The following is a 19,890-nucleotide window of genomic DNA, read 5'->3' on the forward strand; positions in this document are numbered from 1 at the left end:
GCTGCAGCGCGCCCGTTCGACAGCCGTGCACGTGCACGAGCGAACAGGTCAGCCCTGAACGGTCGCCGTGCCGCCGGCTGCGGTGATCTTCTCCGTGGCGGAGCCGGAGAACTTGTCCGCGGTCACCTGAGCGGCCACGGAGATCTCGCCTTCGCCGAGCACCTTCACGAGCTGGTTCTTACGAACCAGCCCCTTGGCGACGAGCTCGTCGACGCCGATGGTGCCGCCCTCCGGGAACACGCGAGAGATGTCGCCGACATTGACGACCTGGTACTCGGTGCGGAAGGCGTTCTTGAAGCCCTTGAGCTTCGGAAGCCGCATGTGCAGCGGCATCTGGCCGCCTTCGAAGGCCGCCGAGACGTTCTTACGCGCCTTGGTGCCCTTCGTACCGCGGCCTGCGGTCTTGCCCTTGGAACCTTCACCGCGACCAACGCGGGTCTTGTCCGTCTTCGCGCCCGGGGCGGGACGCAGGTGGTGCAGCTTGATAGTCACTTGGAGGCCTCCTCAGCGGTGACTTCCTCGACGAGGACGAGGTGACGCACCACGTTGATCAAGCCGCGATTCTGCGCGTTGTCCTCACGCACGACGGACTGGCGGATCTTCCGCAGACCGAGTGTGCGCAGGCTGTCACGCTGATTCGACTTGGCGCCGATGGTGCTCTTGATCTGGGTGATCTTCAGCTCTGCCATCAGTTCACGCTCCCAGCGGCCTGAGCGCGTGCGCGCAGCATGCCGGCCGGAGCAACATCCTCGATGGGCAGACCGCGGCGAGCCGCGACTTCCTCCGGACGCTGCAGGCCCTTGAGAGCAGCAACCGTCGCGTGCACGACGTTGATGGCGTTGTCGGAGCCGAGAGACTTCGACAGGATGTCCTGGATACCCGCGCACTCGAGCACGGCACGCACCGCGCCACCGGCAATCACACCGGTACCGGGGCTGGCGGGACGCAGCATGACAATACCTGCGGCGGCCTCCCCCTGCACCGGGTGGGTGATGGTCTTGCCGATGAGCGGGACGCGGAAGAAGCTCTTGCGAGCCTCCTCGACACCCTTCTGGATGGCCGCGGGAACTTCCTTGGCCTTGCCGTAGCCGACACCGACCAGGCCGTTGCCGTCGCCCACGATCACCAGAGCGGTGAAGCTGAAGCGACGGCCGCCCTTGACGACCTTCGACACACGGTTGATCGAGACGACACGCTCGATGTGGTTCGACTTCTCGGCAGCGTTGCCGCCACGCGAGTCGCGATCGCGGCGATCGCGACCGCCACCGCGGTTGTCCCCGGTGTTGGGGCCATTCTGTCCGGCGGGGCCGCTGCCGCCGTCACGCCGCTGACGTCCCGGCATCAGGCGTTCCTTCCGTTCGAAAAAATGGTCATCAGAACTTCAACCCGCCTTCGCGAGCCGCGTCCGCCAGGGCCGCGATGCGACCGCTGTAGGTGTGGCCGCCGCGGTCGAAGACCACAGCATCCACGCCGGCAGCCTTCGCGCGCTCGGCGATCAGCTGACCGACCTTGGCGCCGCGGGCCTTCTTGTCGCCCTCGAGGGCGCGGACATCGGCCTCGATCGTCGAGGCAGCCGCGACGGTCGTACCCGTCAGGTCGTTGACCAGCTGCGCGTGCAGGTGACGCGACGACCGGTTGACGACGAGACGCGGACGCTCCGCGGTGCCGGAGATCTTCTTGCGGAGACGGAAGTGACGACGCGTCTTCGACAGCCGGCGCGTGGTGGACACGTCCTTGCCACGCGGGATGCGCTTGGCCTTCTGGTTCTCTGTCTGCTCGCTCATGATCACTTACCCGTCTTTCCGACCTTGCGACGGACCTGCTCACCCTCGTAGCGGATGCCCTTGCCCTTGTACGGGTCGGACTTGCGCAGACGACGGATGTTGGCGGCGATCTGGCCGACCTGCTGCTTGTCGATACCCGCGATCGAAAACTTCGTGGGGGTCTCGACAGCGAAGGCGATGCCTTCGGGGGCTTCGATCAGCACCGGGTGGCTGTAGCCGAGGGCGAACTCGAGGTCCTTGCCCTTGAGCGCCACACGGTAACCGACGCCGAAGATCTCCATCTTGGTGGTGTAACCCTCGGTCACACCGACGATGAGGTTCTGCACCAGGGTGCGCGACAGACCGTGCAGCGCACGGCTGCGACGCTCGTCGTTCGGCCGGGTCACCTCGAGTGCGCCATCCTCGCCCTTGGCGATGACGATGGGCTCGGCGATCGTCAGCGACAGGTTGCCCTTGGGGCCCTTGACCGCGACGGCCTGGCCGTCGATGGTCACCTCGACGCCGGCGGGAACGGTAACGGGAATCTTTCCAATACGTGACATGTGTTGGCCTCCCTTACCAGACGTAGGCGAGGACTTCCCCACCCACTCCCTGCTTGGCCGCCTGGCGATCGGTGAGCAGGCCGGAAGACGTGGAGATGATCGCCACGCCGAGGCCGCCCAGGACCTTGGGCAGGTTGGTGGACTTCGCGTACACACGGAGGCCGGGCTTCGACACGCGGCGCACACCGGCGAGGCTGCGCTCGCGGGACTGGCCGTACTTGAGGTCGACGACGAGGGTCTTGCCCACCTCTGCGTCCTCGGTGCGGAAGTCGGCGATGTAGCCCTCACGCTTGAGGATCTCGGCGATGTTCACCTTGATCTTCGAGTGGGGCAGCTTCACCTGATCGTGGTACGCCGTATTGGCGTTGCGCAGACGGGTCAAGAAGTCTGCGATGGGGTCGGTCATGGTCATAGCTGACCTGTTCACCTTTCTCGCTGCGGTTCCCATGCAACACCGGCAGCTGCCGCGACCGAAGTCGCGGTCCACGCCGGCCGTGGGCCTACAACGAACTTGGTTTCATGCGGGTCCGATCCACGAGTGCGGATCGAACCCCTGACGGGGTGTGCGGGCGGGCAGGTCACACGGGGTGCGACCCACCCGCCCGTCACGTCACCAGGAGCTCTTGTGAACTCCGGGAAGCTCACCGCGGTGTGCCATCTCACGAAGGCAGATGCGGCAGAGTCCGAACTTGCGGAAGACCGCGTGGGGCCGCCCGCAACGCTGGCAGCGGGTGTAGGCGCGCACCGCGAACTTCGGCTTGCTGTTGGCCTTGTTGACCAGTGCCTTCTTAGCCATGGCTCAGTTCTCCTTGAACGGGAAGCCGAGGTGCTTGAGCAGGGCACGGCCTTCTTCGTTGTTGGTAGCGGTGGTCACGACGGTGATGTCCATGCCGCGGGGGCGATCGATCTTGTCCACGTCGATCTCGTGGAACATCGACTGCTCGTTCAGGCCGAACGTGTAGTTGCCGTTGCCGTCGAACTGATTGCCGTTCAGGCCACGGAAGTCCCGGATACGGGGAAGCGCGATGGACACGAGACGGTCCAGGAACTCCCACATGCGGTCGCCGCGCAGCGTGACGCGCGCACCGATCGGCATGCCCTCACGCAGCTTGAACTGCGCGATGGACTTGCGGGCCTTGCGGATCTCGGGCTTCTGACCGGTGATGAGGGTCAGGTCCGCGACCGCACCGTTGATCAGCTTGGCGTCGCGAGCGGCGTCGCCGACGCCCATGTTCACGACGACCTTGACGACGCCGGGGATCTGCATGACGTTCGCGTACTCGAATTCCGCGTTCAGCGCGTCCTTGATCTCGGCACGGTAGCGTACCTTCAGGCGCGGCTGCGTCTTGTTCTCGGTGGTGGTCATGTCAGATGTCCTTCCCGTTCTTCCGGGAAATCCGAACGCGCTTGCCGGACTCCTCATCGGTCCGGTAGCCCACGCGGGTGGGGTTGCCGTCCGAGTCGACGACCGCGACGTTGGAAACGTGGATCGGGGCCTCCTGCGTCACGATTCCCCCGGAGGAGGCGCCGCGCTCGTTGGCCGAGACCGCCGTGTGCTTCTTGATCCGGTTCACGCCTTCGACGAGGACCCGGTTCTCCTTCGGGAAGGCCGCGATGACCTTGCCCTTGGCACCCTTGTCCTTGCCCGAGATGACGAGCACGGTGTCACCCTTGTGCACCTTCATCACAGCACCTCCGGAGCGAGCGAAACGATCTTCATGAAGCGCTTGTCGCGCAGCTCGCGGCCGACGGGGCCGAAGATGCGGGTGCCACGCGGATCGTTGTCACCCTTGATGATGACGGCGGCATTCTCGTCGAACTTGATGTACGAGCCGTCCGGCCGGCGGCGCTCCTTGACGGTGCGCACGATGACGGCCTTGACGACCTCGCCGCGCTTGACGTTGCCACCGGGGATCGCGTCCTTCACGGTGGCGACGATGATGTCGCCGATTCCGGCGTAGCGACGGGACGAGCCACCGAGAACGCGGATGCAGAGAATCTCCTTGGCACCCGTGTTGTCGGCGACGCGCAGTCGCGACTCCTGCTGGATCACTAACTTCTCCTTGACCTGGATTGGTGTGTACGTCAGATTTCCGACCTGGACGTACGCGGTCGTCGGCTGCTCACGGCGCACGTGCGAAAGACACACGGGTCCCGCGAAGCAACCCGTCCAGGGTAGGCGATATACCTCATGCAGGGCAAATTAGCGAACTGTGAGGTCGCTCCCCCGCCTACGTCGTCCCAGCCGAATGTCGGTGCGGCCGGTTACCGTCGGTCCATGCGCCCCGACCTGCCCGGCCCCGTGCTCGACCGGTTGCACGACATCCTCCGCACGTTCCCGGAATGCGTCGACGAACCCGCGTGGGTCGGGGTGCGCTGGCGGGTGCGCGGCGCGACGGTCGCGCACGCCTTCGGCGGTGAGGACGGGGCGTTCCGAATCGTCTTTCGCGCGGAACCCGGCGAGGTCCTCGCGTTCGAGAACATGGGTGGGCCGTACTTCCGAACCGGCTGGGGCGAGAACACGGTCGGAATCGTGCTCGACGACGAAACCGACTGGACCGAACTCGCCGAGATGCTCACCGACTCGTACTGCGTGCAGGCTCCCGCCGCATTGGCGGATTCGGTGGACCGCCCGGGGAACTGACACAACCCCGACCGACCCGCATCCGTGCCGGTCGAACAACTCGGCCCGTCGAACAACTCGGCCCGGCATCCCGAAAAGGGTTGCCGGGCCGAGTAATTCGCTTCGCGAGGACGAAAGGGCCTACTTGGCCTTCTCGAGCACCTCGACCAGACGCCACCGCTTCGACGCGGACAGCGGACGGGTCTCCATCAGCTGAACGCGGTCACCGATGCCGGCGAGACCGTTCTCGTCGTGCGCCTTCACCTTGGTGGTACGGCGGATGATCTTGCCGTACAGCGGGTGCTTCACGCGGTCCTCGAGCTCGACCACGATGGTCTTCTCCATCTTGTCGGAGACGACGTAGCCGATGCGAACCTTGCGGCTTGCGCGCTCTTCGTTGTTGGTCACTGCCTTTTCCTCACTCATGCCGCGTCACCCGCATCCGGGCCGGAGGCCAGACCGAGCTCGCGCTCGCGCAGCACCGTGTAGATCCGGGCGATTTCGTTCCGCACGACGCGGAGCCGACGGTTGTTGTCCAACTGCCCGGTGGCCATCTGGAAGCGCAGGTTGAACAGCTCTTCCTTGAACTCACGGACCTTGTCGGCCAGCTCTGCGTCGCTCAGCTCGCGAAGTTCCGCGGCGGGGGTACCGGTAGCCATCAGAACTGCTCCTCCCTCGTCACGATGCGGCACTTGCAGGGGAGCTTGTGCATCGCGCGGCGCAGGGCCTCGCGGGCAGTCTCCTCGTTCGGGTAGCTCATCTCGAACAGCACGCGACCGGGCTTGACGTTCGCGACCCACCACTCGGGCGAGCCCTTACCGGAACCCATTCGGGTTTCGGCCGGCTTCTTGGTGAGCGGGCGATCCGGGAAGATGTTGATCCAGATCTTGCCGCCACGCTTGATGTGCCGGGTCATGGCGATACGAGCGGACTCGATCTGCCGGTTGGTGATGTAGGCGGGCTCGAGAGCCTGGATGCCGTACTCACCGAAGGTCACCTGGGTGCCACCCTTGGCGGCACCCGAACGGCTCGGGTGGTGCTGCTTGCGGTGCTTGACCCGCCGTGGGATCAACATGCGTCAGCCCTCCTGATTCTCAGTCGAAGCGGGTGCATCGGCGGAGGCGGCGCGGCCGGCGTCCGTGCTCGTCGCCGTGGTGCCCGAAGCACCGGAGCGACGCGGACGGCTGGGACGCTCGCGACGCGGGCGGTCGGCGGGAGCGGCCGCAGCGGCCAGCTCACGACGGCCACCGACGATGTCGCCCTTGTAGATCCAGACCTTCACGCCGATGCGGCCGAAAGTGGTCTTGGCTTCGTACAGGCCGTAGTCGATGTCCGCACGCAGGGTGTGCAGCGGGACGCGACCTTCACGGTAGAACTCCGAGCGCGACATTTCGGCGCCACCGAGGCGGCCCGAGCACTGCACGCGGATGCCCTTGACGTTGGGCTGACGCATGGCCGACTGGATGGCCTTGCGCATCGCACGACGGAAGGCGACACGGTTCGAGAGCTGCTCGGCGACGCCCTGCGCGACGAGCTGAGCCTCGGACTCGGCGTTCTTGACCTCGAGGATGTTCAGCTGAACCTGCTTGCCGGTCAGCTTCTCGAGCTCGGCGCGGATGCGATCGGCCTCGGCGCCGCGGCGGCCGATGACGATGCCCGGACGCGCGGTGTGGATGTCCACCCGCACGCGGTCCCGGGTGCGCTCGATCTCGACCTTCGCGATGCCCGCGCGCTCCAGGCCGGAGGCCAGGAACTTACGGATCGCGACGTCTTCCTTCACGTACTCCGCGTACTGCTTATCCGCGTACCACCGGGACTTCCAGTCCGTGGTGATGCCGAGGCGGAAGCCGTGCGGGTTGATTTTCTGGCCCACTACTGAGCTCCCTTCCGGCGGTTACGGTTGGACGCGGTCGCGCGGGAGGCAACGCTCTCGACGATCACGGTGATGTGGCTCGTCCGCTTACGGATCCGGAACGCACGGCCCTGGGCACGCGGCTGGAACCGCTTCAGGGTCGCGCCCTCGTCCACGTACGCCGTCGCGACGACGAGCGTGGTGGGGTCGAGGTCCAGGTTGTTCTGCGCGTTGGCAGCGGCGGAGGCGATCACCTTCGCGACCGGCTCGGCAGCGGCCTGCGGAGCGAACTTCAGGATCGCCAGGGCGTCCTCGACCGACTTGCCGCGAACGATGTCGACGACGCGACGCGCCTTCATCGGGGTCACGCGCACGTGGCGCGCAACAGCCCGAGCGCTGGGGTTGGTGGTTTCAGTGCTCATCGACGCTTGCTCTTCCGGTCGTCCTTGATGTGGCCCTTGAACGTACGGGTCGGCGCGAACTCGCCGAGCTTGTGTCCGACCATCGAGTCCGAGATGAACACCGGCACGTGCTTGCGGCCGTCGTGGACGGCAAACGTGTGACCGATGAAATCGGGCAGGATAGTGGAACGGCGCGACCAGGTCTTGATGACCTGCTTGGTGCCCTTCTCGTTCTGCAGATCCACCTTCGCCAGGAGGTGGTCGTCGACGAACGGGCCCTTCTTGAGGCTGCGTGGCATTCTCTAACTCCCTCCTAGCGCTTGTTCTTGCCGGTACGGCGACGACGGACGATCAGCTTGTCGGACGCCTTGTTCTTGCGGGTGCGGCCCTCGGGCTTGCCCCACGGGCTGACCGGGTGGCGACCACCCGAGGTCTTGCCCTCACCACCGCCGTGCGGATGGTCGACCGGGTTCATCACGACACCGCGGACGGTCGGGCGCTTGCCCTTCCAACGCATACGGCCGGCCTTGCCCCAGTTGATGTTCGACTGCTCGGCGTTGCCGACCTCGCCGACGGTGGCGCGGCAGCGCACGTCGACGCGACGGATCTCACCGGACGGCATACGCAGCGTGGCGTAGGGGCCTTCCTTGCCGAGGAGCTGGATGCTCGCGCCGGCGGAACGGGCCATCTTGGCGCCGCCGCCCGGACGCAGCTCCACCGCGTGCACGGTGGTACCGGTCGGGATGTTGCGCAGCGGCAGGTTGTTGCCGGGCTTGATATCCGCGGTCGGGCCGGACTCGATCGGAGCGCCCTGCACCAGGCCCTTGGGGGCGATGATGTAGCGCTTCTCGCCGTCCACGTAGTGGAGCAGCGCGATGCGGGCGGTGCGGTTGGGGTCGTACTCGATGTGAGCGACCTTGGCCGGCACGCCGTCCTTGTCGTTGCGACGGAAATCGATCAGGCGGTATGCACGCTTGTGGCCGCCACCCTTGTGCCGGGTGGTGATGCGGCCGTGCGCGTTACGACCACCACGGCCGTGCAGCGGGCGAACCAGCGACTTCTCGGGCGTCGACCGAGTGATCTCGGCGAAGTCCGAAACGCTGGCGCCACGACGGCCCGGCGTAGTCGGCTTGTACTTACGAATTGCCATGAGTCTTCTCGTCCTCTATCTCTCGAGTTCCGACCGCCTACGCGACCGGGCCTCCGAAGATCTCGATGGGCTTGCTGTCGGCGGCGAGGGTCACGAGCGCGCGCTTGGTGTCCTTGCGCTTGCCGTAACCGGACCGGGTCCGCTTGCGCTTGCCCTGACGGTTGGCGGTGTTGACGCTGGTCACCTTGACGCCGAAGACCTTCTCGACGGCAATCTTGATCTGCGTCTTGTTCGAGTCCGGGTGCACCAGGAAGGTGTAGGTGCCGTCCTCCATCAGTCCGTAGGACTTCTCGGAGATGACCGGAGCCAGCAGGATGTCGCGCGGATCGGCGATCGTGCTCACTTGCTCTCCTCCTTCGTGGCCTGAACGGACTCGGCCGGCCCGTGGATGAACGTGTTGAGCGCCTCGACGCTGAAGATCACGTCGTCGCTGTAGAGCACGTCGTAGGTGTTCAGCTGATCCGGCGCGATCGCGTGCACGTTCTGCAGGTTCTGCACGCTCTTCCACGCCGCGAGGTCTTCACGACCGACGACGACGAGCACCTTCTTGCGATCGGTCAGCTCCGCGAGGAAGCTGCGTGCGCCCTTGGTCGACGGGGTCTGCCCGGCGACGAGCTCGGTGATCACGTGGATGCGCTCGTTGCGCGCCCGGTCGGAGAGGGCACCGCGCAGGGCGGCTGCCTTCATCTTCTTGGGCGTGCGCTGGGAGTAGTCACGCGGCTGCGGGCCGTGAACCGTGCCACCACCGACGAACTGCGGTGCGCGGGTCGAACCCTGACGGGCGCGGCCGGTGCCCTTCTGCCGGTACGGCTTCTTTCCACCGCCGCGGACTTCGCCGCGGGTCTTGGTGGAATGCGTGCCCTGGCGAGCCGCGGCGAGCTGCGCCACGACGACCTGGTGCAGCAGCGCGATGTTCGCGGGAGCGTCGAAGATCTCCGAGGGGAGATCGACGGTGCCGGTGGACTTGCCACCCGGCGCCTTGACGTCCAGCGTCAGCTTGGTTGCGGTCTCGGTGCTGGTCATGCCCGTGCACCACCCTTCACTGCGGTCTTGACGATCACGACGCCGCCGTTGCGGCCCGGGATCGCACCCTTGATCAGCAGCAGGCCGTTCTCGGCGTCCACCTTGTGGACGGAGAGGTTCTGCGTCGTCACGCGGTCGCTACCCATGCGGCCGGACATGCGCGTGCCCTTGAACACGCGGCCCGGGGTGGCGCAGCCACCGATGGAACCGGGACGACGGTGCACAGCCTGCGCACCGTGCGAGGCACCCTGGCCGGCGAAGCCGTGGCGCTTCATGGTGCCCGCGAAGCCCTTGCCCTTGGAGGTGCCGGTGACGTCGACGAAGGCGCCGTCCTCGAAGACCTCTGCGGTGAGCTCCTGGCCGATCTCGTAAGCCGAGGTGTCTTCGACACGCAGCTCGACGAGGTGGCGGCGGGGGGTCACGCCGGCCTTGGCGAACTGGCCGGAGACCGGCTTGTTCACCTTGCGCGGATCGATGGCGCCGAAGGCGAGCTGCACGGCGCTGTAGCCGTCGCGCTCCTCGGTGCGAATCTGCGTGACCACGTTCGGTCCGGCCTTGACGACGGTGACCGGAACGACCCGGTTGTTCTCGTCGAAGACCTGGGTCATGCCGAGCTTGGTGCCCAGGATTCCCTTGATCTGGTTAGTCATGTGTTATCTCCGCTGCGTCTTCTACGAGCTCACTGAATGTTGACGTCGACGCTGGCCGGGAGGTCGATACGCATGAGAGCGTCGACCGTCTTCGGCGTCGGGTCGAGAATGTCGATCAGCCGCTTGTGAGTACGCATCTCGAAGTGCTCGCGCGAGTCCTTGTACTTGTGCGGCGAGCGGATGACGCAGTACACGTTCTTTTCGGTGGGCAACGGCACCGGGCCGACCACGCGGGCACCCGTACGGGTCACCGTCTCGACGATCTTGCGCGCAGATGCGTCGATCGCCTCATGGTCATAGGCCTTGAGCCTGATGCGGATCTTCTGTCCCGCCACGCTTAGTGTCCTTTTCTTGCCGCGTTTCGTAGCACCCGAACGAGCCGGGAGCCACCTCGTCTGCACAGCCCCACCGGAACGGCGACCGAGAACAGCACTGACACGATGCGATACCGGGCTCACCCGATCCGCTGCCGCTGTTCATCTGTCAATGGTTCTCCGGTCCACGCGGTCGGGCGTGTCGCCTCCCCGCTCATTCCCCGGCGTCGAACTCGATGTTCGATGCCGGCGGAAATCGACCGGATGCGCCCACACGGGCGCACAGGGGTACTGCTTCCGTCTTGCATGTGGCCGCGACCAGGCCGTCAGGCTCGATCCGCGACTGTCACTTCATCCCGTTCCGAGCCGCAAAAAAACCATGACCCGGTCAAGGCAACCCGATCAGTATGCAGGACCGGGCGAGCAAACTCAACTCAGGAGACGCGACCCACACCGCGGCCGACGTCAGCTCGGACCGGTCGCGGTCGTGATCGCCGGCAGGATGGTCGCCCGCGCGTCGCGGGTGTTCGTCGGATCCGGACCCGGCCCCGGAGCGACGACCGACACCTCCGGAATATCGCGCGGCGCAGGCGTGAGGTCGGGCACGTCGCGCCATACCGGCAGTGCCTCCTGCAGTTCGAGTCCGAGCGCGATGACCTCACGGTCCTGCCACGCCCGTGCCCCGACCTGCACACCGAACGGGATCCCGGTCTCCGGCGATCGGCCGACTGGGATCGAAACCACCGGCGCGCCTGTGTAATTCGCCCATACGACGTCGCCCTGAACGGGGTCCGCGACGGTCGCTCCGAGGAATTCGTTCCGGCGCGCGGCATCGACGTACGTTCCCGGATAGACGATCGCGTCGAGATCGTTGTCGACGAACATGCGGTTGTAGTCGTACTGGTAACGGAGCCGGTCACGCTCGATCGCGAAGTACTCGGCCGCAGGCAACGCCAACCCGGCGGCGCCGAGTGCGAGGGCCGGCAGATGTTCGGGGCGGTAGAGGTGCGTCCGGTCCGCGAACTGCTGATGATAGGCACCTATCTCGGCCATGTCGCCGGTCACGATCGACGACGGTGCCCCCGGTGCGGTGACCGGGACGACGACCGCTCCGAGTCCGCGCGCCGTGTCCAGGAAACCCTCGAACAACCCACGCAACAATGCCGGAAGCTTCGCGACCGCAGCCTCCGGCACCCCGAACCGCACCCCGGCGAGCGGGTCCGCGCCGCCGTCCGGGACGAGCGGGAGGTCACCCCGGCCGATCGACGGGCCGAGACCGGTCGCCGGATCCGCCGGATCCTCGCCGATGATCGCGTCGAGCAGCAGCGCGGCGTCGGCCACGCTGCGCCCGAGCACTCCGACGTGGTCCCGGGTCGGAGTCAACGGAATCATCCCGACCGACGTGACCCGGCCGAAGGACGGCTTGATCGCGCTGATGCCACACACGCTCGCGGGCAGTCGCGCCGAACCGCCGGTATCGCTAACCACCGACAAGGGGACGAACCGAGCGGCGAGCGCCGCCGCGCTGCCACCGGACGAGCCCCCGGGCGAGAACTCGGGGTTCCAGGGATTTCCGACCTGAGGTGTGGCGACGCCGATCGCGAATTCATCGGTGTGCACGTGACCGAGCAGAAGTGCGCCCGCGTCGGCCAGCCTGCGCCACACCCCGGAATCACCGGCTGCCACGTTGCCCTCGAGGACCGCGCTCGATGCGGTCAGCGGAAGTCCGGCCACCGCATACAGATCCTTGAGCGCGACGGGCAGGCCGCACACGAGCGGTGCGTCGGCACCGTCCCGCCGGATCCGGTCGGCTGCTGCGTCGGCCGCGGCATAGGCGACCTCCGGGTACATCCGGATCCACGCACCGATCTCGGCGTCGAACGCCCTGCTCCGCGCAATGCACGCATCGAGCAGTTCGCGCGGATGCAGCTGCCCCGAACGGAACAGACTCGCCGCGTCCACCGCAGTCAGCAGAGCCGGATCGGTCTCCGTGACCGTCGACGGATCCGGCAGTCGACGGAACGGAACGGACTCCGCCCGCACCGGCGACGCAAACCCCCAGGCCAACGCGCTTCCGGCGGCGACGCCGAGCAAGTTCCGGCGCGAGATTCCCTTACTCATTCGACAAGTGATAGCACGCGCGCTGTCTGCGCGAATCATCAACCGTCAACGATCACACAGGGGAGAACCGATCCCGCCGTCACCGTCGTCGGCGATCACAGCGCAACGGAGGCGCCCGAAGGAGTCGGCCAGAAACCGCTCGTATTCCTCGACGTCGGGCAACAGAGCGGACTTCGCGGAGAAGCTCAGAACGAGCGTGTCGCCGAGGGATACCGCGCCGTGCATCAGGCCGAAACACCGATTCAGCGGGGGCACCGTGAAACCCTCGACCGCGTGGCGGCCGGCGAACGACAGATCCGAGGCCTGCCCGCGGGCGACGTTCGACAGACTGGTGTTCATCACCGTCGGATCGATCTCGCCGGATGCGGGCTTCGTTCGGGCGAGTTTCCTGGCCGTGTGTCTGCACCCCACCGACGGGAGGAGATCGACGAGCGATTCGACAGCGAATGTCTCGGGTCGCGCCACGCGCGCCTTCTCCCGCACCGCGGACCCGTGGATCGAGCGGAGCCGGGTCTTCGGATCGGCCTCGTCCGTGTGCAGGCTGATGCACATCGTCGTCGTCCTGTTCTCGGACGCGATGTCGGCTCGATGGGCGAGTGACACCGGAATCTGGATCGTCAACGATTCCGAGGGAGCCTCTCCGTGCTCCTCGAGATAGCCGTCCATCGCACCGGAGATCGTCGCCACCAGGATGTCGTTGACGGTCGCGCCGGTGGCTCGCGCCAGTGCGCGCAGTTCCGCCAAGTCCAGGCCGATCCGGCCGAACCGCCGCGGACTGTAGTCCTCGACCTCGAAACGCGTTCGGACGCTGCGACGCGCCGGGGCACTCACTGCTCCCTCACCGACCAGCGTGCCGAGAGCCCGCCGAGCTGCGAACATGCCAACGATGCCCTTCGCGAATCGCGCGTAGCGAACCGGCAGTGTCAGAGCCGCCGCGACACCTCCCGCGACCCGGACCGGCAGGCCGCCCTGGGACGGTGTCGCCGCGGGGTCGTCGAAGAGTGCACGAGCGATCTGCACCGCGCCCTGACGATCGGTGACCGAATGGTGCACCCGGAACACGACGACGGTTGCGCCTTCGGGAAGGTCGGCGACCCCTCGCACGTCGGCGAGCACGTGCATGTCCCACGGAGGCCGTGCGAAATCGAACGGTCGCTGAGCGATCGCGGCGAAGTCGTCGTGCAGTGCGGCGCGGGTGGTCGTGCCGACGTGCCGGAACAGGATGTGGTGATCGGGATCCACGCCGGACTCGATCCAGTAGGGATAGTCGAGGTCGCGTGGCACACGTTGCACGCGCCGGCGCAGCGACGGGGTGCGGTCGAGTCGCTCGAGTACCCAGGTGACGGCATCCCTGCGCGTCGGCGCGGACGCCGAGCCGGGCAGTCCACCGAAGACGTAGATGTGCACCATGGCGCTCGGAGTGTCACCGAGGCCGGCCTCGTCCCCGTAGAAGAACACCGCATCTCGCGGGGCGAGCTGCGGGGCCGCCGAACCGCGGCGCCGAGTACCCATCCGGTCGTGTTCCCCCTGATTCGTGTGAAGCATTCGTGGTCCCGGGATGTCGCTGGGATCGATCGATCTCGACCGGCATACACAAGGAAAGCACGGGCCCACAAGCTGTTCCAGGGTTCCCACCCCCAAAATCACCCTGTGACGATCCACCGACGAGGTGCCGATGCCTACCGGCGCACAGGAAATACCGTCGAGAACTCGACTCGTGTCCTCCCGGCCCGCATACCGAGGTGGGATACTGCACCGACCGGATCCGGTCCCCCGTCGAGCCCCGGACCCGAGGAGTGCCCATGCCATCGTCCGCCCGGCCGCGTCCCACCGGCGCACGCACGCTGAACCGCCGACCTCAGCTGTCCGACGACGTCGCCGTGCACGTGCGCAATCTGATCATGTCCGGCGGCGCACGCCCCGGCGATTTCATCCGGCTGGACGAGACCGCCGCCGAACTCGGGGTGAGCGTCACTCCGGTACGCGAGGCACTGCTGACGCTGCGGGGCGAGGGACTCGTCGAACTGGTCCCCCACCGCGGGTATGTCGTCGCACCGCTCAGTCGCGGCGATATCGACGACCTGTTCTGGCTGCAGGGCCAGATCGCGGAAGAACTCGCCCGACGCGCCGCCCACGCCGTCACGCCCGAGACGGTGGCCGAACTGACCGAACTCAACGAACAGTTACGCCAGGCCGTGCAGGCGAGCGACGGCAGCCGCATCGAGGACATCGAATTCGTGTTCCATCGGACGCTGAACCGTGCCGCGGACGCACGCAAACTCTCGTGGTTCCTGCTCAACGCCACCCGCTACACCCCAGCACGCTTCTACTCGTCCGACCCCGAGTGGGGTCACGCGGCCGTACAGAGCCATTCGCTCCTCATCGACGCCCTCGCCCGGGGCGACGCCGATGCGGCCGGAGAAGTCACCCGCACGCACTTCACCGACGGCGCGCAGCGACTGGTTCGCCACCTCGACGAAGTCGGCGTCTGGAGCTGATCGGACACGTCCGGATCCGGAGCCGTCCGGGTAGCATGTCAGCACACCTCGGGTCGCCGGCAGGCAGCCCTCGCACAGAACGACCAGGAAGTTACCCCTTCCGACAATCGATTCGAGCGGAGCGTGATGCTGGGATATCGGGACGAGACAGTACTCGTGGAGGACGTCCACAAATCGTTCGGTGACGTGCACGCGCTCAGAGGGATCACGTTCTCCGCGCCGCAAGGCAGTGTCCTGGGAATCCTCGGCCCGAACGGTGCCGGGAAGACCACCACCGTGAAGGTCCTGTCCACCCTGATCCGGCCCACGAGCGGCCGCGCGCGGATCGCCGGATACGACGTCGTCACCCATGCGGCCGAGGTTCGTCGGGCAATCATGATGACGGGTCAGTACGCGGCACTCGACGAGTCGCTGACCGGCCGGGAGAACCTGATCCTGTTCGGGCGATTGATGGGACTGGACCGGTCGGCAGCGAAAGCCCGGGCAGACGCCCTCCTCGAAGAATTCGATCTGGTCGACGCGGGCTCACGCGCGGTGCGCCACTACTCCGGTGGTATGCGACGACGAGTCGATATCGCCTGCGGGCTCGTCGTCCGCCCCGAGGTGGTGTTCCTCGACGAGCCCACGACGGGACTGGATCCACGCAGCCGCCAAGGTGTGTGGTCGCTCGTCGCCGCACTGAAGAATCAGGGCATCACGGTGCTCCTGACCACGCAGTACCTCGAGGAGGCCGATCTCCTCAGCGACAACATCATCGTCATCGACAAGGGAACCGTCGTCGCGGAAGGTAGCGCGGACGAACTCAAGGCGCGCACCGGCGGCAGTTTCTGCGAGATCGTGCCCGCCGACCCGGGTGCCCTGCGGTCGGCAGTCCGGACGCTCGGCGATCTGGTTCCCGCAGAGATCCGCACCGAGATCGAGCAGCATCCGAACGCGGACAGGGTGTCGATCCCGGCGCCGGACGGGGCCGCGACACTGGCCGAGGCCTTGCGGCGCCTCGACGGCGAGCAGATCCCACTCGCGGACATCGGACTGCGCCGGCCCTCGCTCGACGACGTGTTCCTCACGCTCACGGGGCATTCCCCCTCCGGATCCGACGACGAGCAGGCCGAAGAGGCGATCCCGTGACCGACGCGACGAGTAGCATCGGTCACCGCGCGACGCTGTCGGCACCGGCGAAGAACACCGGTGCACACCGAAGATCTGAACCCTCCGGATTCCACCAGTGGCGTGCACTGTCGGGCCGGTCGATCCGGTCGATGGTCCGACGAGGTGATCTCCTCGTCGCGGTGCTCGCGCCGCTGGTGTTCACCCTCGGCTTCTATCTGCCGTTGAAGTTCGTCATGCAGGTCCGCGGTATCGACTACGCGCAGTTCCTCATGCCGATCATCGTGATGCAGGCGATGGCGTTCACCGCGATCTCTGCGTCACAGATCTCGGCGACCGAATCGTCGAACGGCTTCACGACCCGATTGCAGACGATGCCCGTGACCTCGACGGTGCCCCTCGTGTCCCGGATGACCGGCAGCGTCGTCCGATGCGTGGTGTCGCTGATCGCCGCGCTGGCATTCGGCTACGCCATCGGGTTCCGCTTCAGTGCCGGATTCTGGCAGGCCGCGCTGTTCTGCGCGTCCGCCATGCTCATCGGAATCACGCTGTCGCTGGGCGCCGACGCGATCGGATCGTTGTCGAAGAGCCCCGAGGCAACCTCGCAGGCATTGGCCCTTCCCCAGTTGATCCTGGGCATGCTCTCGTGCGGTTTCGTACCGGAGGAAGGGTTCCCCGAGTGGATCCGCCCGTTCGTCCGGAATCAGCCCATTTCGCAGTTCTCGTTCGCGATGCGGGACATGGCCGAGGGTGGTATCACCGCGTCGGTGCTCCTTCCTGCGGCGCTGTGGATCGCGGGCATCCTCGTCGTGTGTGCGCCGCTGGCCGTCTGGGCGAGTACGAGGCGCGGATGAATACACCCATCGATCGCGAGCTTCCGCAGAACGCGTACGACGCCGACCGCCTGTTCGATTTCCCGCAACCCGATGCCGCCCGTCCGGAGACGTCCGTGCGGGGCCTCGTCGAGCACAGCGTGCTGCAGTGCACCCGGCTGCTCCGACGCTGGTCCCGCGATCCGGCGACGATGATTCAGGCCCTGCTGTATCCGGCGCTCACACTCGTGATGTTCCGGCTCGTGCTGGGCGATTCGATCACTGCCGCGACCGGACAGTCGGCGATCTACGGCAATGTCCCGTTGATCGCGTTGATCGGCGCGATGTTCGGATCCGTGGTCAGCGCCGTCGGGCTGCGGGACGAACGGAAGAACGGTCTCGTCAGCCGGTTCTGGGCGATGCCGGTGCATCGCGCGTCGGGACTGGTGGGACGTCTGATGGCCGAAGCCGTACGGATCCTCGCCACGACAGTGCTCATCGTCGTGGTCGGGTTCGCACTCGGATTCCGGTTCCAGCAGGGCCTGGTTCCCGGACTGGTCATGTTCTCGATCCCGATCCTGTTCGGGGTCGGTTTCGCCGTGATGGTCACCGCGCTGGCCGTCGTGGCCGGTGATGCTCCACTCGTGGAGACCGTCTCGATCATCTGCACCCTGCTGATGTTCTTCAATTCCGGATTCGTGCCGGTCATGGCGTATCCGGAATGGCTGCAACCGATCGTGCAGTATCAGCCGCTCTCGTGCGCGATCGACACCATGAAGGGTCTGTCACTCGGCGGCCCGGTCCTCGAACCGTTGCTTCTGACGTGCGCGTGGTCGATCGGGATGATCGCGGTCTTCGTGTATCCCGCTGTCCGCGGCTATCGGCGCGCGGCAGCACTGAACTGACGCCGGTCCACTACCGTGGGCCGCATGACCGAATCCTCAGCTGCGCCGTCCGAATCGGCCCGTCCCGTCGCGCTCGTCACCGGCCCCACGTCCGGGCTGGGTGCCGCGTTCGCCCGGGTACTTGCCGAGAAGGGCCACGACCTGGTTCTCGTCGCCCGGGACGAGCGTCGTCTGACCGCGCTGGCCGGGGAACTCGCTGCCACGCACAACATCGAAGCCGAGGTGCTCGTCGCCGACCTCGGCACCGAGGCCGGTCGCGACGCGGCAGCGGCACGGCTCACCGAAGGCGTGGACGTCCTGATCAACAACGCCGGTTTCGCGACCGACACCCCGTTCGGGGAGGCGGACATCGCTTCCCTGCGCGACGAACTCGCCGTCAACGTCACTGCTGTCCTCGAACTCACCCACGCCGCCGTTCCCGCGATGCGCAAGGCCGGGAGCGGAGCGATCGTCAACGTCGCAAGTGTCGGTGCGCTGTTGCCGGGCGCGGCAGCGACCTACAACGGCAGCAAAGCGTGGGTGATCCGGTTCTCGGAGGACCTGGCCCGGCAACTCGCCGGCAGCGGTATCCGCGTGCAGGCGCTGTGCCCGGGGTTGATGGACACCCCGTTCCACACGCGGGCCGGGCAGGACATCTCCGGCGTCACGAAATCACTGGTGTCGTCGCCGGACGAAGTTGCGGAGACCGCTCTCGCCGACTTGGCCAAGGGCTGGATCGTGAGTGTCCCCGGCCGGCGTTACCAGCTGGCCACCGCTCTGAACCGGCTCAAGCCGCGTCGGCTGGTATGGCGCCTGTGACCACGCCGGGGTGACACCGGAATTCGCCCTGAGAAACACCGAGGCCGAAACACGTCGAAGGCGGTGGCTCCGCGAGGAGCCACCGCCTTCGACGTCGGAAGATCAGTTCTCGGGCAGTTCCAGCGACCGCGCGAGCACCGGCCACGACGCCTTCAGCTCGTCCTGCCAGTAACCCCACGAGTGGGTACCGGAGTCACGGAAGGTGAACGTCGCCGGGATCCCGAGCTCCTGCAGCCGATCGTGCAGGTTGTGCGTGCAGTAGTTCGTGGCCGCCTCGATGACACCACCCACGACGATCTGGTTCGCGACCATGGCCGGATCGTTGTCCATGCCGGGTCCGGACCCGTTGTCGTAGCGACCGGGCAGGCCGTTGCCGTTCGACACGTAGAGCTCCATGCCGCGCAACTTGTCGGCGTGGACGTAGGGGTCGTTCTCCCGCCACAGCGGACTGTCCAGCGGGCCCCACATGTTCTCGGTGTCGCCGCCGCCCCATGTCTCGACGGTGAGCTTCACGAACTGCTGGCCGATGGGATCGCTGGTCTGCGCGCAGCCGCTGTAGGACGCGACACCGTTGAACAGGCCCGGCTTCGCCGTCGCGATCGAGAACACGGACGTGCCCGAGGACGACAGTCCGGCGATCGCATTGATCCCGTTGGTGCCCAGCGCGGCATCGATGATGGGCGGCAGTTCCTCGGTGAAGAACGTCGTCCACTTGTTGACACCGAGGACCGGATCCGGGTTCAGCCAGTCGGTGTAGTAGCTGAACTTGCCCTTGAGCGGCGAGACGACGTTGACGTTCTTCGCGGTGAGAAAGTCGATGGCGTCGGTCTGCAGCCGCCACGTTCCGGCGTCCTCGCCGCCACCGGCTCCATTGAGCAGGTAGAGGGTGGGGCGCGGCTCGCTGGTATCCGCAGGTCGCCACACATCGACGGGAATCTCCTGCCCCATCGACGCCGAGTACACCCACAGGATGATCGTGTGCTCGTCGTAGACTTCGGCCTTGGTGATCGTGGACCCGTTGGGCGCTTCCACGGTCTCGAGAACCTCACCCGTTGCCAGGACCGGGTCGGTGACCGGATCCGCCGACGCCGGCGCCACACCGAGCGCAACCGGCAATCCGGCAGCGACGATCAGCGCTGCCACGGACTTCAGCGCCCGTGACGCCACTCGTAGTTTGGTACGACCCATGATCGGTCCGACCCCACCTTCCCTTGTCGCCAGCTTGTGCGAGAACGAACTCGTTCGACTTCCCCGATGATCGCCGCAAACCTTATCGGATGGTGCGGCAGTCGCGTTACCTCGTGATCGGT

General features: G+C 66.5%; 30 protein-coding genes. 6 read left to right on the forward strand and 24 right to left on the reverse strand.

The features are described 5' to 3' along the window. Nucleotides 1-48 precede the first annotated feature (48 nt). The 10 genes from rplO to rplN form a co-directional block, all read right to left on the reverse strand. Nucleotides 49-492, reverse strand: a complete 444-nt coding sequence (rplO, locus tag WAX14_RS09695; RefSeq protein WP_422627873.1) for a 50S ribosomal protein L15 — start codon at nt 490-492, stop codon at nt 49-51. Continuing rightward, nucleotides 489-689: a 50S ribosomal protein L30 gene (gene rpmD / locus WAX14_RS09700; RefSeq protein WP_422627874.1), complete on the reverse strand. Its 201-nt coding sequence runs from the start codon at nt 687-689 to the stop codon at nt 489-491. Before rpmD ends, rplO begins: the two co-directional genes overlap by 4 nt. Further along, a complete protein-coding gene (gene rpsE / locus WAX14_RS09705) occupies nt 689-1,342 on the reverse strand; it encodes a 30S ribosomal protein S5 (protein WP_422627875.1) in 654 nt (217 codons plus the stop codon). The genes rpmD and rpsE overlap by 1 nt, the downstream gene beginning before the upstream one ends. Before the next feature lie 31 nt (nt 1,343-1,373). After that, on the reverse strand, nt 1,374-1,784 hold the full coding sequence (rplR, locus tag WAX14_RS09710) for a 50S ribosomal protein L18 (protein ID WP_422627876.1): 411 nt from the start codon (nt 1,782-1,784) through the stop codon (nt 1,374-1,376). Between the two features lie 2 nt (nt 1,785-1,786). Continuing rightward, the gene (gene rplF, locus WAX14_RS09715) at nt 1,787-2,326 is read right to left on the reverse strand and encodes a 50S ribosomal protein L6 (RefSeq protein ID WP_422627877.1); all 540 of its coding nucleotides are present in this window, start codon (nt 2,324-2,326) and stop codon (nt 1,787-1,789) included. A gap of 13 nt (nt 2,327-2,339) precedes the next feature. Next, nucleotides 2,340-2,738: a 30S ribosomal protein S8 gene (rpsH, locus tag WAX14_RS09720; RefSeq protein WP_422627878.1), complete on the reverse strand. Its 399-nt coding sequence runs from the start codon at nt 2,736-2,738 to the stop codon at nt 2,340-2,342. Nucleotides 2,739-2,936: 198 nt separating this feature from the next. After that, entirely contained in the window at nt 2,937-3,122 is a 186-nt protein-coding gene (locus tag WAX14_RS09725) for a type Z 30S ribosomal protein S14 (protein ID WP_072813732.1), read from the reverse strand. Between the two features lie 3 nt (nt 3,123-3,125). Further along, entirely contained in the window at nt 3,126-3,692 is a 567-nt protein-coding gene (gene rplE, locus WAX14_RS09730) for a 50S ribosomal protein L5 (RefSeq protein WP_422627879.1), read from the reverse strand. Nucleotide 3,693: 1 nt separating this feature from the next. Continuing rightward, nucleotides 3,694-4,011: a 50S ribosomal protein L24 gene (rplX, locus tag WAX14_RS09735; protein ID WP_422627880.1), complete on the reverse strand. Its 318-nt coding sequence runs from the start codon at nt 4,009-4,011 to the stop codon at nt 3,694-3,696. After that, entirely contained in the window at nt 4,011-4,379 is a 369-nt protein-coding gene (gene rplN / locus WAX14_RS09740; protein ID WP_422627897.1) for a 50S ribosomal protein L14, read from the reverse strand. The genes rplX and rplN overlap by 1 nt, the downstream gene beginning before the upstream one ends. 225 nt (nt 4,380-4,604) lie before the next feature. Here rplN and WAX14_RS09745 point away from each other — a divergent pair, with 225 nt between their 5' ends. Continuing rightward, entirely contained in the window at nt 4,605-4,970 is a 366-nt protein-coding gene (locus WAX14_RS09745; RefSeq protein WP_422627881.1) for an MmcQ/YjbR family DNA-binding protein, read from the forward strand. 120 nt (nt 4,971-5,090) lie between these two features. On the opposite strand, the gene rpsQ is transcribed toward WAX14_RS09745, so the two are convergent. The 13 genes from rpsQ to WAX14_RS09810 form a co-directional block, all read right to left on the reverse strand. Then, nucleotides 5,091-5,375, reverse strand: coding sequence for a 30S ribosomal protein S17 (gene rpsQ, locus WAX14_RS09750; protein WP_422627882.1), 285 nt, complete (start codon nt 5,373-5,375; stop codon nt 5,091-5,093). Then, nucleotides 5,372-5,608 carry a 50S ribosomal protein L29 gene (rpmC, locus tag WAX14_RS09755; protein WP_422627883.1) on the reverse strand — a complete coding sequence of 79 codons (237 nt, stop codon included), beginning with the start codon at nt 5,606-5,608 and terminating at the stop codon, nt 5,372-5,374. The genes rpsQ and rpmC overlap by 4 nt, the downstream gene beginning before the upstream one ends. Further along, nucleotides 5,608-6,024 carry a 50S ribosomal protein L16 gene (gene rplP / locus WAX14_RS09760; RefSeq protein WP_422627884.1) on the reverse strand — a complete coding sequence of 139 codons (417 nt, stop codon included), beginning with the start codon at nt 6,022-6,024 and terminating at the stop codon, nt 5,608-5,610. The genes rpmC and rplP overlap by 1 nt, the downstream gene beginning before the upstream one ends. A gap of 3 nt (nt 6,025-6,027) precedes the next feature. Then, on the reverse strand, nt 6,028-6,822 hold the full coding sequence (gene rpsC, locus WAX14_RS09765; protein WP_068163602.1) for a 30S ribosomal protein S3: 795 nt from the start codon (nt 6,820-6,822) through the stop codon (nt 6,028-6,030). Continuing rightward, nucleotides 6,822-7,223, reverse strand: coding sequence for a 50S ribosomal protein L22 (gene rplV, locus WAX14_RS09770; protein WP_422627885.1), 402 nt, complete (start codon nt 7,221-7,223; stop codon nt 6,822-6,824). Before rplV ends, rpsC begins: the two co-directional genes overlap by 1 nt. Continuing rightward, nucleotides 7,220-7,501, reverse strand: a complete 282-nt coding sequence (gene rpsS / locus WAX14_RS09775; protein ID WP_422627886.1) for a 30S ribosomal protein S19 — start codon at nt 7,499-7,501, stop codon at nt 7,220-7,222. The genes rplV and rpsS overlap by 4 nt, the downstream gene beginning before the upstream one ends. Nucleotides 7,502-7,515: 14 nt before the next feature. Continuing rightward, the gene (rplB, locus tag WAX14_RS09780; RefSeq protein ID WP_422627887.1) at nt 7,516-8,352 is read right to left on the reverse strand and encodes a 50S ribosomal protein L2; all 837 of its coding nucleotides are present in this window, start codon (nt 8,350-8,352) and stop codon (nt 7,516-7,518) included. Between the two features lie 37 nt (nt 8,353-8,389). Next, entirely contained in the window at nt 8,390-8,695 is a 306-nt protein-coding gene (gene rplW, locus WAX14_RS09785; protein WP_072813738.1) for a 50S ribosomal protein L23, read from the reverse strand. Beyond that, nucleotides 8,692-9,375 (reverse strand): 50S ribosomal protein L4, encoded by a 684-nt coding sequence (gene rplD / locus WAX14_RS09790; protein WP_422627888.1) that lies wholly within the window; start codon nt 9,373-9,375, stop codon nt 8,692-8,694. The genes rplW and rplD overlap by 4 nt, the downstream gene beginning before the upstream one ends. Further along, complete coding sequence (gene rplC / locus WAX14_RS09795) at nt 9,372-10,025, reverse strand: 50S ribosomal protein L3 (RefSeq protein WP_422627889.1); 654 nt, start codon at nt 10,023-10,025, stop codon at nt 9,372-9,374. The genes rplD and rplC overlap by 4 nt, the downstream gene beginning before the upstream one ends. A gap of 29 nt (nt 10,026-10,054) precedes the next feature. After that, on the reverse strand, nt 10,055-10,360 hold the full coding sequence (rpsJ, locus tag WAX14_RS09800) for a 30S ribosomal protein S10 (RefSeq protein ID WP_003938093.1): 306 nt from the start codon (nt 10,358-10,360) through the stop codon (nt 10,055-10,057). Nucleotides 10,361-10,804: 444 nt separating this feature from the next. Then, nucleotides 10,805-12,460 (reverse strand): amidase, encoded by a 1,656-nt coding sequence (locus tag WAX14_RS09805; RefSeq protein WP_422627890.1) that lies wholly within the window; start codon nt 12,458-12,460, stop codon nt 10,805-10,807. A gap of 45 nt (nt 12,461-12,505) precedes the next feature. Continuing rightward, entirely contained in the window at nt 12,506-13,972 is a 1,467-nt protein-coding gene (locus tag WAX14_RS09810; RefSeq protein ID WP_422627891.1) for a wax ester/triacylglycerol synthase domain-containing protein, read from the reverse strand. Between the two features lie 290 nt (nt 13,973-14,262). Between WAX14_RS09810 and WAX14_RS09815 the strand changes: the two genes are divergently transcribed. The 5 genes from WAX14_RS09815 (at nt 14,263) to WAX14_RS09835 (ending at nt 18,580) form a co-directional block, all read left to right on the forward strand. Beyond that, nucleotides 14,263-14,958 (forward strand): GntR family transcriptional regulator, encoded by a 696-nt coding sequence (locus tag WAX14_RS09815; protein WP_422627892.1) that lies wholly within the window; start codon nt 14,263-14,265, stop codon nt 14,956-14,958. A 126-nt stretch (nt 14,959-15,084) separates the two neighbouring features. After that, nucleotides 15,085-16,086: an ATP-binding cassette domain-containing protein gene (locus WAX14_RS09820; RefSeq protein ID WP_422627898.1), complete on the forward strand. Its 1,002-nt coding sequence runs from the start codon at nt 15,085-15,087 to the stop codon at nt 16,084-16,086. Beyond that, nucleotides 16,083-16,919 carry an ABC transporter permease gene (locus tag WAX14_RS09825; RefSeq protein ID WP_422627893.1) on the forward strand — a complete coding sequence of 279 codons (837 nt, stop codon included), beginning with the start codon at nt 16,083-16,085 and terminating at the stop codon, nt 16,917-16,919. Before WAX14_RS09820 ends, WAX14_RS09825 begins: the two co-directional genes overlap by 4 nt. Then, nucleotides 16,916-17,782: an ABC transporter permease gene (locus WAX14_RS09830; protein ID WP_422627894.1), complete on the forward strand. Its 867-nt coding sequence runs from the start codon at nt 16,916-16,918 to the stop codon at nt 17,780-17,782. Before WAX14_RS09825 ends, WAX14_RS09830 begins: the two co-directional genes overlap by 4 nt. A gap of 24 nt (nt 17,783-17,806) precedes the next feature. Further along, nucleotides 17,807-18,580: an SDR family NAD(P)-dependent oxidoreductase gene (locus WAX14_RS09835; RefSeq protein ID WP_422627895.1), complete on the forward strand. Its 774-nt coding sequence runs from the start codon at nt 17,807-17,809 to the stop codon at nt 18,578-18,580. 102 nt (nt 18,581-18,682) lie between these two features. On the opposite strand, the gene WAX14_RS09840 is transcribed toward WAX14_RS09835, so the two are convergent. Next, nucleotides 18,683-19,768: an alpha/beta hydrolase gene (locus tag WAX14_RS09840; protein ID WP_422627896.1), complete on the reverse strand. Its 1,086-nt coding sequence runs from the start codon at nt 19,766-19,768 to the stop codon at nt 18,683-18,685. Nucleotides 19,769-19,890: the final 122 nt, after the last annotated feature.

This window comes from Rhodococcus sp. (in: high G+C Gram-positive bacteria) (genome assembly GCF_049299235.1).
Taxonomy (GTDB): domain Bacteria; phylum Actinomycetota; class Actinomycetes; order Mycobacteriales; family Mycobacteriaceae; genus Rhodococcus.

What these genes read in the sequence shown, in the direction of transcription:
- rplR (WP_422627876.1), bottom strand. Translation starts at nt 1,784, where the DNA reads ATGAGCGAGCAGACAGAGAACCAGAAGGCCAAGCGCATCCCGCGTGGC.
- WAX14_RS09815 (WP_422627892.1), top strand. Translation starts at nt 14,263, where the DNA reads ATGCCATCGTCCGCCCGGCCGCGTCCCACCGGCGCACGCACGCTGAAC.
- rpsE (WP_422627875.1), bottom strand. Translation starts at nt 1,342, where the DNA reads ATGCCGGGACGTCAGCGGCGTGACGGCGGCAGCGGCCCCGCCGGACAG.
- WAX14_RS09835 (WP_422627895.1), top strand. Translation starts at nt 17,807, where the DNA reads ATGACCGAATCCTCAGCTGCGCCGTCCGAATCGGCCCGTCCCGTCGCG.
- rpsQ (WP_422627882.1), bottom strand. Translation starts at nt 5,375, where the DNA reads ATGAGTGAGGAAAAGGCAGTGACCAACAACGAAGAGCGCGCAAGCCGC.
- WAX14_RS09830 (WP_422627894.1), top strand. Translation starts at nt 16,916, where the DNA reads ATGAATACACCCATCGATCGCGAGCTTCCGCAGAACGCGTACGACGCC.
- WAX14_RS09840 (WP_422627896.1), bottom strand. Translation starts at nt 19,768, where the DNA reads ATGGGTCGTACCAAACTACGAGTGGCGTCACGGGCGCTGAAGTCCGTG.
- rplB (WP_422627887.1), bottom strand. Translation starts at nt 8,352, where the DNA reads ATGGCAATTCGTAAGTACAAGCCGACTACGCCGGGCCGTCGTGGCGCC.
- rpmC (WP_422627883.1), bottom strand. Translation starts at nt 5,608, where the DNA reads ATGGCTACCGGTACCCCCGCCGCGGAACTTCGCGAGCTGAGCGACGCA.
- WAX14_RS09745 (WP_422627881.1), top strand. Translation starts at nt 4,605, where the DNA reads ATGCGCCCCGACCTGCCCGGCCCCGTGCTCGACCGGTTGCACGACATC.
- WAX14_RS09820 (WP_422627898.1), top strand. Translation starts at nt 15,085, where the DNA reads ATGCTGGGATATCGGGACGAGACAGTACTCGTGGAGGACGTCCACAAA.
- rpsH (WP_422627878.1), bottom strand. Translation starts at nt 2,738, where the DNA reads ATGACCATGACCGACCCCATCGCAGACTTCTTGACCCGTCTGCGCAAC.
- WAX14_RS09725 (WP_072813732.1), bottom strand. Translation starts at nt 3,122, where the DNA reads ATGGCTAAGAAGGCACTGGTCAACAAGGCCAACAGCAAGCCGAAGTTC.
- rpmD (WP_422627874.1), bottom strand. Translation starts at nt 689, where the DNA reads ATGGCAGAGCTGAAGATCACCCAGATCAAGAGCACCATCGGCGCCAAG.
- rplE (WP_422627879.1), bottom strand. Translation starts at nt 3,692, where the DNA reads ATGACCACCACCGAGAACAAGACGCAGCCGCGCCTGAAGGTACGCTAC.
- rplV (WP_422627885.1), bottom strand. Translation starts at nt 7,223, where the DNA reads ATGAGCACTGAAACCACCAACCCCAGCGCTCGGGCTGTTGCGCGCCAC.
- rplC (WP_422627889.1), bottom strand. Translation starts at nt 10,025, where the DNA reads ATGACTAACCAGATCAAGGGAATCCTGGGCACCAAGCTCGGCATGACC.
- WAX14_RS09810 (WP_422627891.1), bottom strand. Translation starts at nt 13,972, where the DNA reads ATGGGTACTCGGCGCCGCGGTTCGGCGGCCCCGCAGCTCGCCCCGCGA.
- rplF (WP_422627877.1), bottom strand. Translation starts at nt 2,326, where the DNA reads ATGTCACGTATTGGAAAGATTCCCGTTACCGTTCCCGCCGGCGTCGAG.
- WAX14_RS09805 (WP_422627890.1), bottom strand. Translation starts at nt 12,460, where the DNA reads ATGAGTAAGGGAATCTCGCGCCGGAACTTGCTCGGCGTCGCCGCCGGA.
- rplD (WP_422627888.1), bottom strand. Translation starts at nt 9,375, where the DNA reads ATGACCAGCACCGAGACCGCAACCAAGCTGACGCTGGACGTCAAGGCG.
- rplX (WP_422627880.1), bottom strand. Translation starts at nt 4,011, where the DNA reads ATGAAGGTGCACAAGGGTGACACCGTGCTCGTCATCTCGGGCAAGGAC.
- rpsS (WP_422627886.1), bottom strand. Translation starts at nt 7,501, where the DNA reads ATGCCACGCAGCCTCAAGAAGGGCCCGTTCGTCGACGACCACCTCCTG.
- rplP (WP_422627884.1), bottom strand. Translation starts at nt 6,024, where the DNA reads ATGTTGATCCCACGGCGGGTCAAGCACCGCAAGCAGCACCACCCGAGC.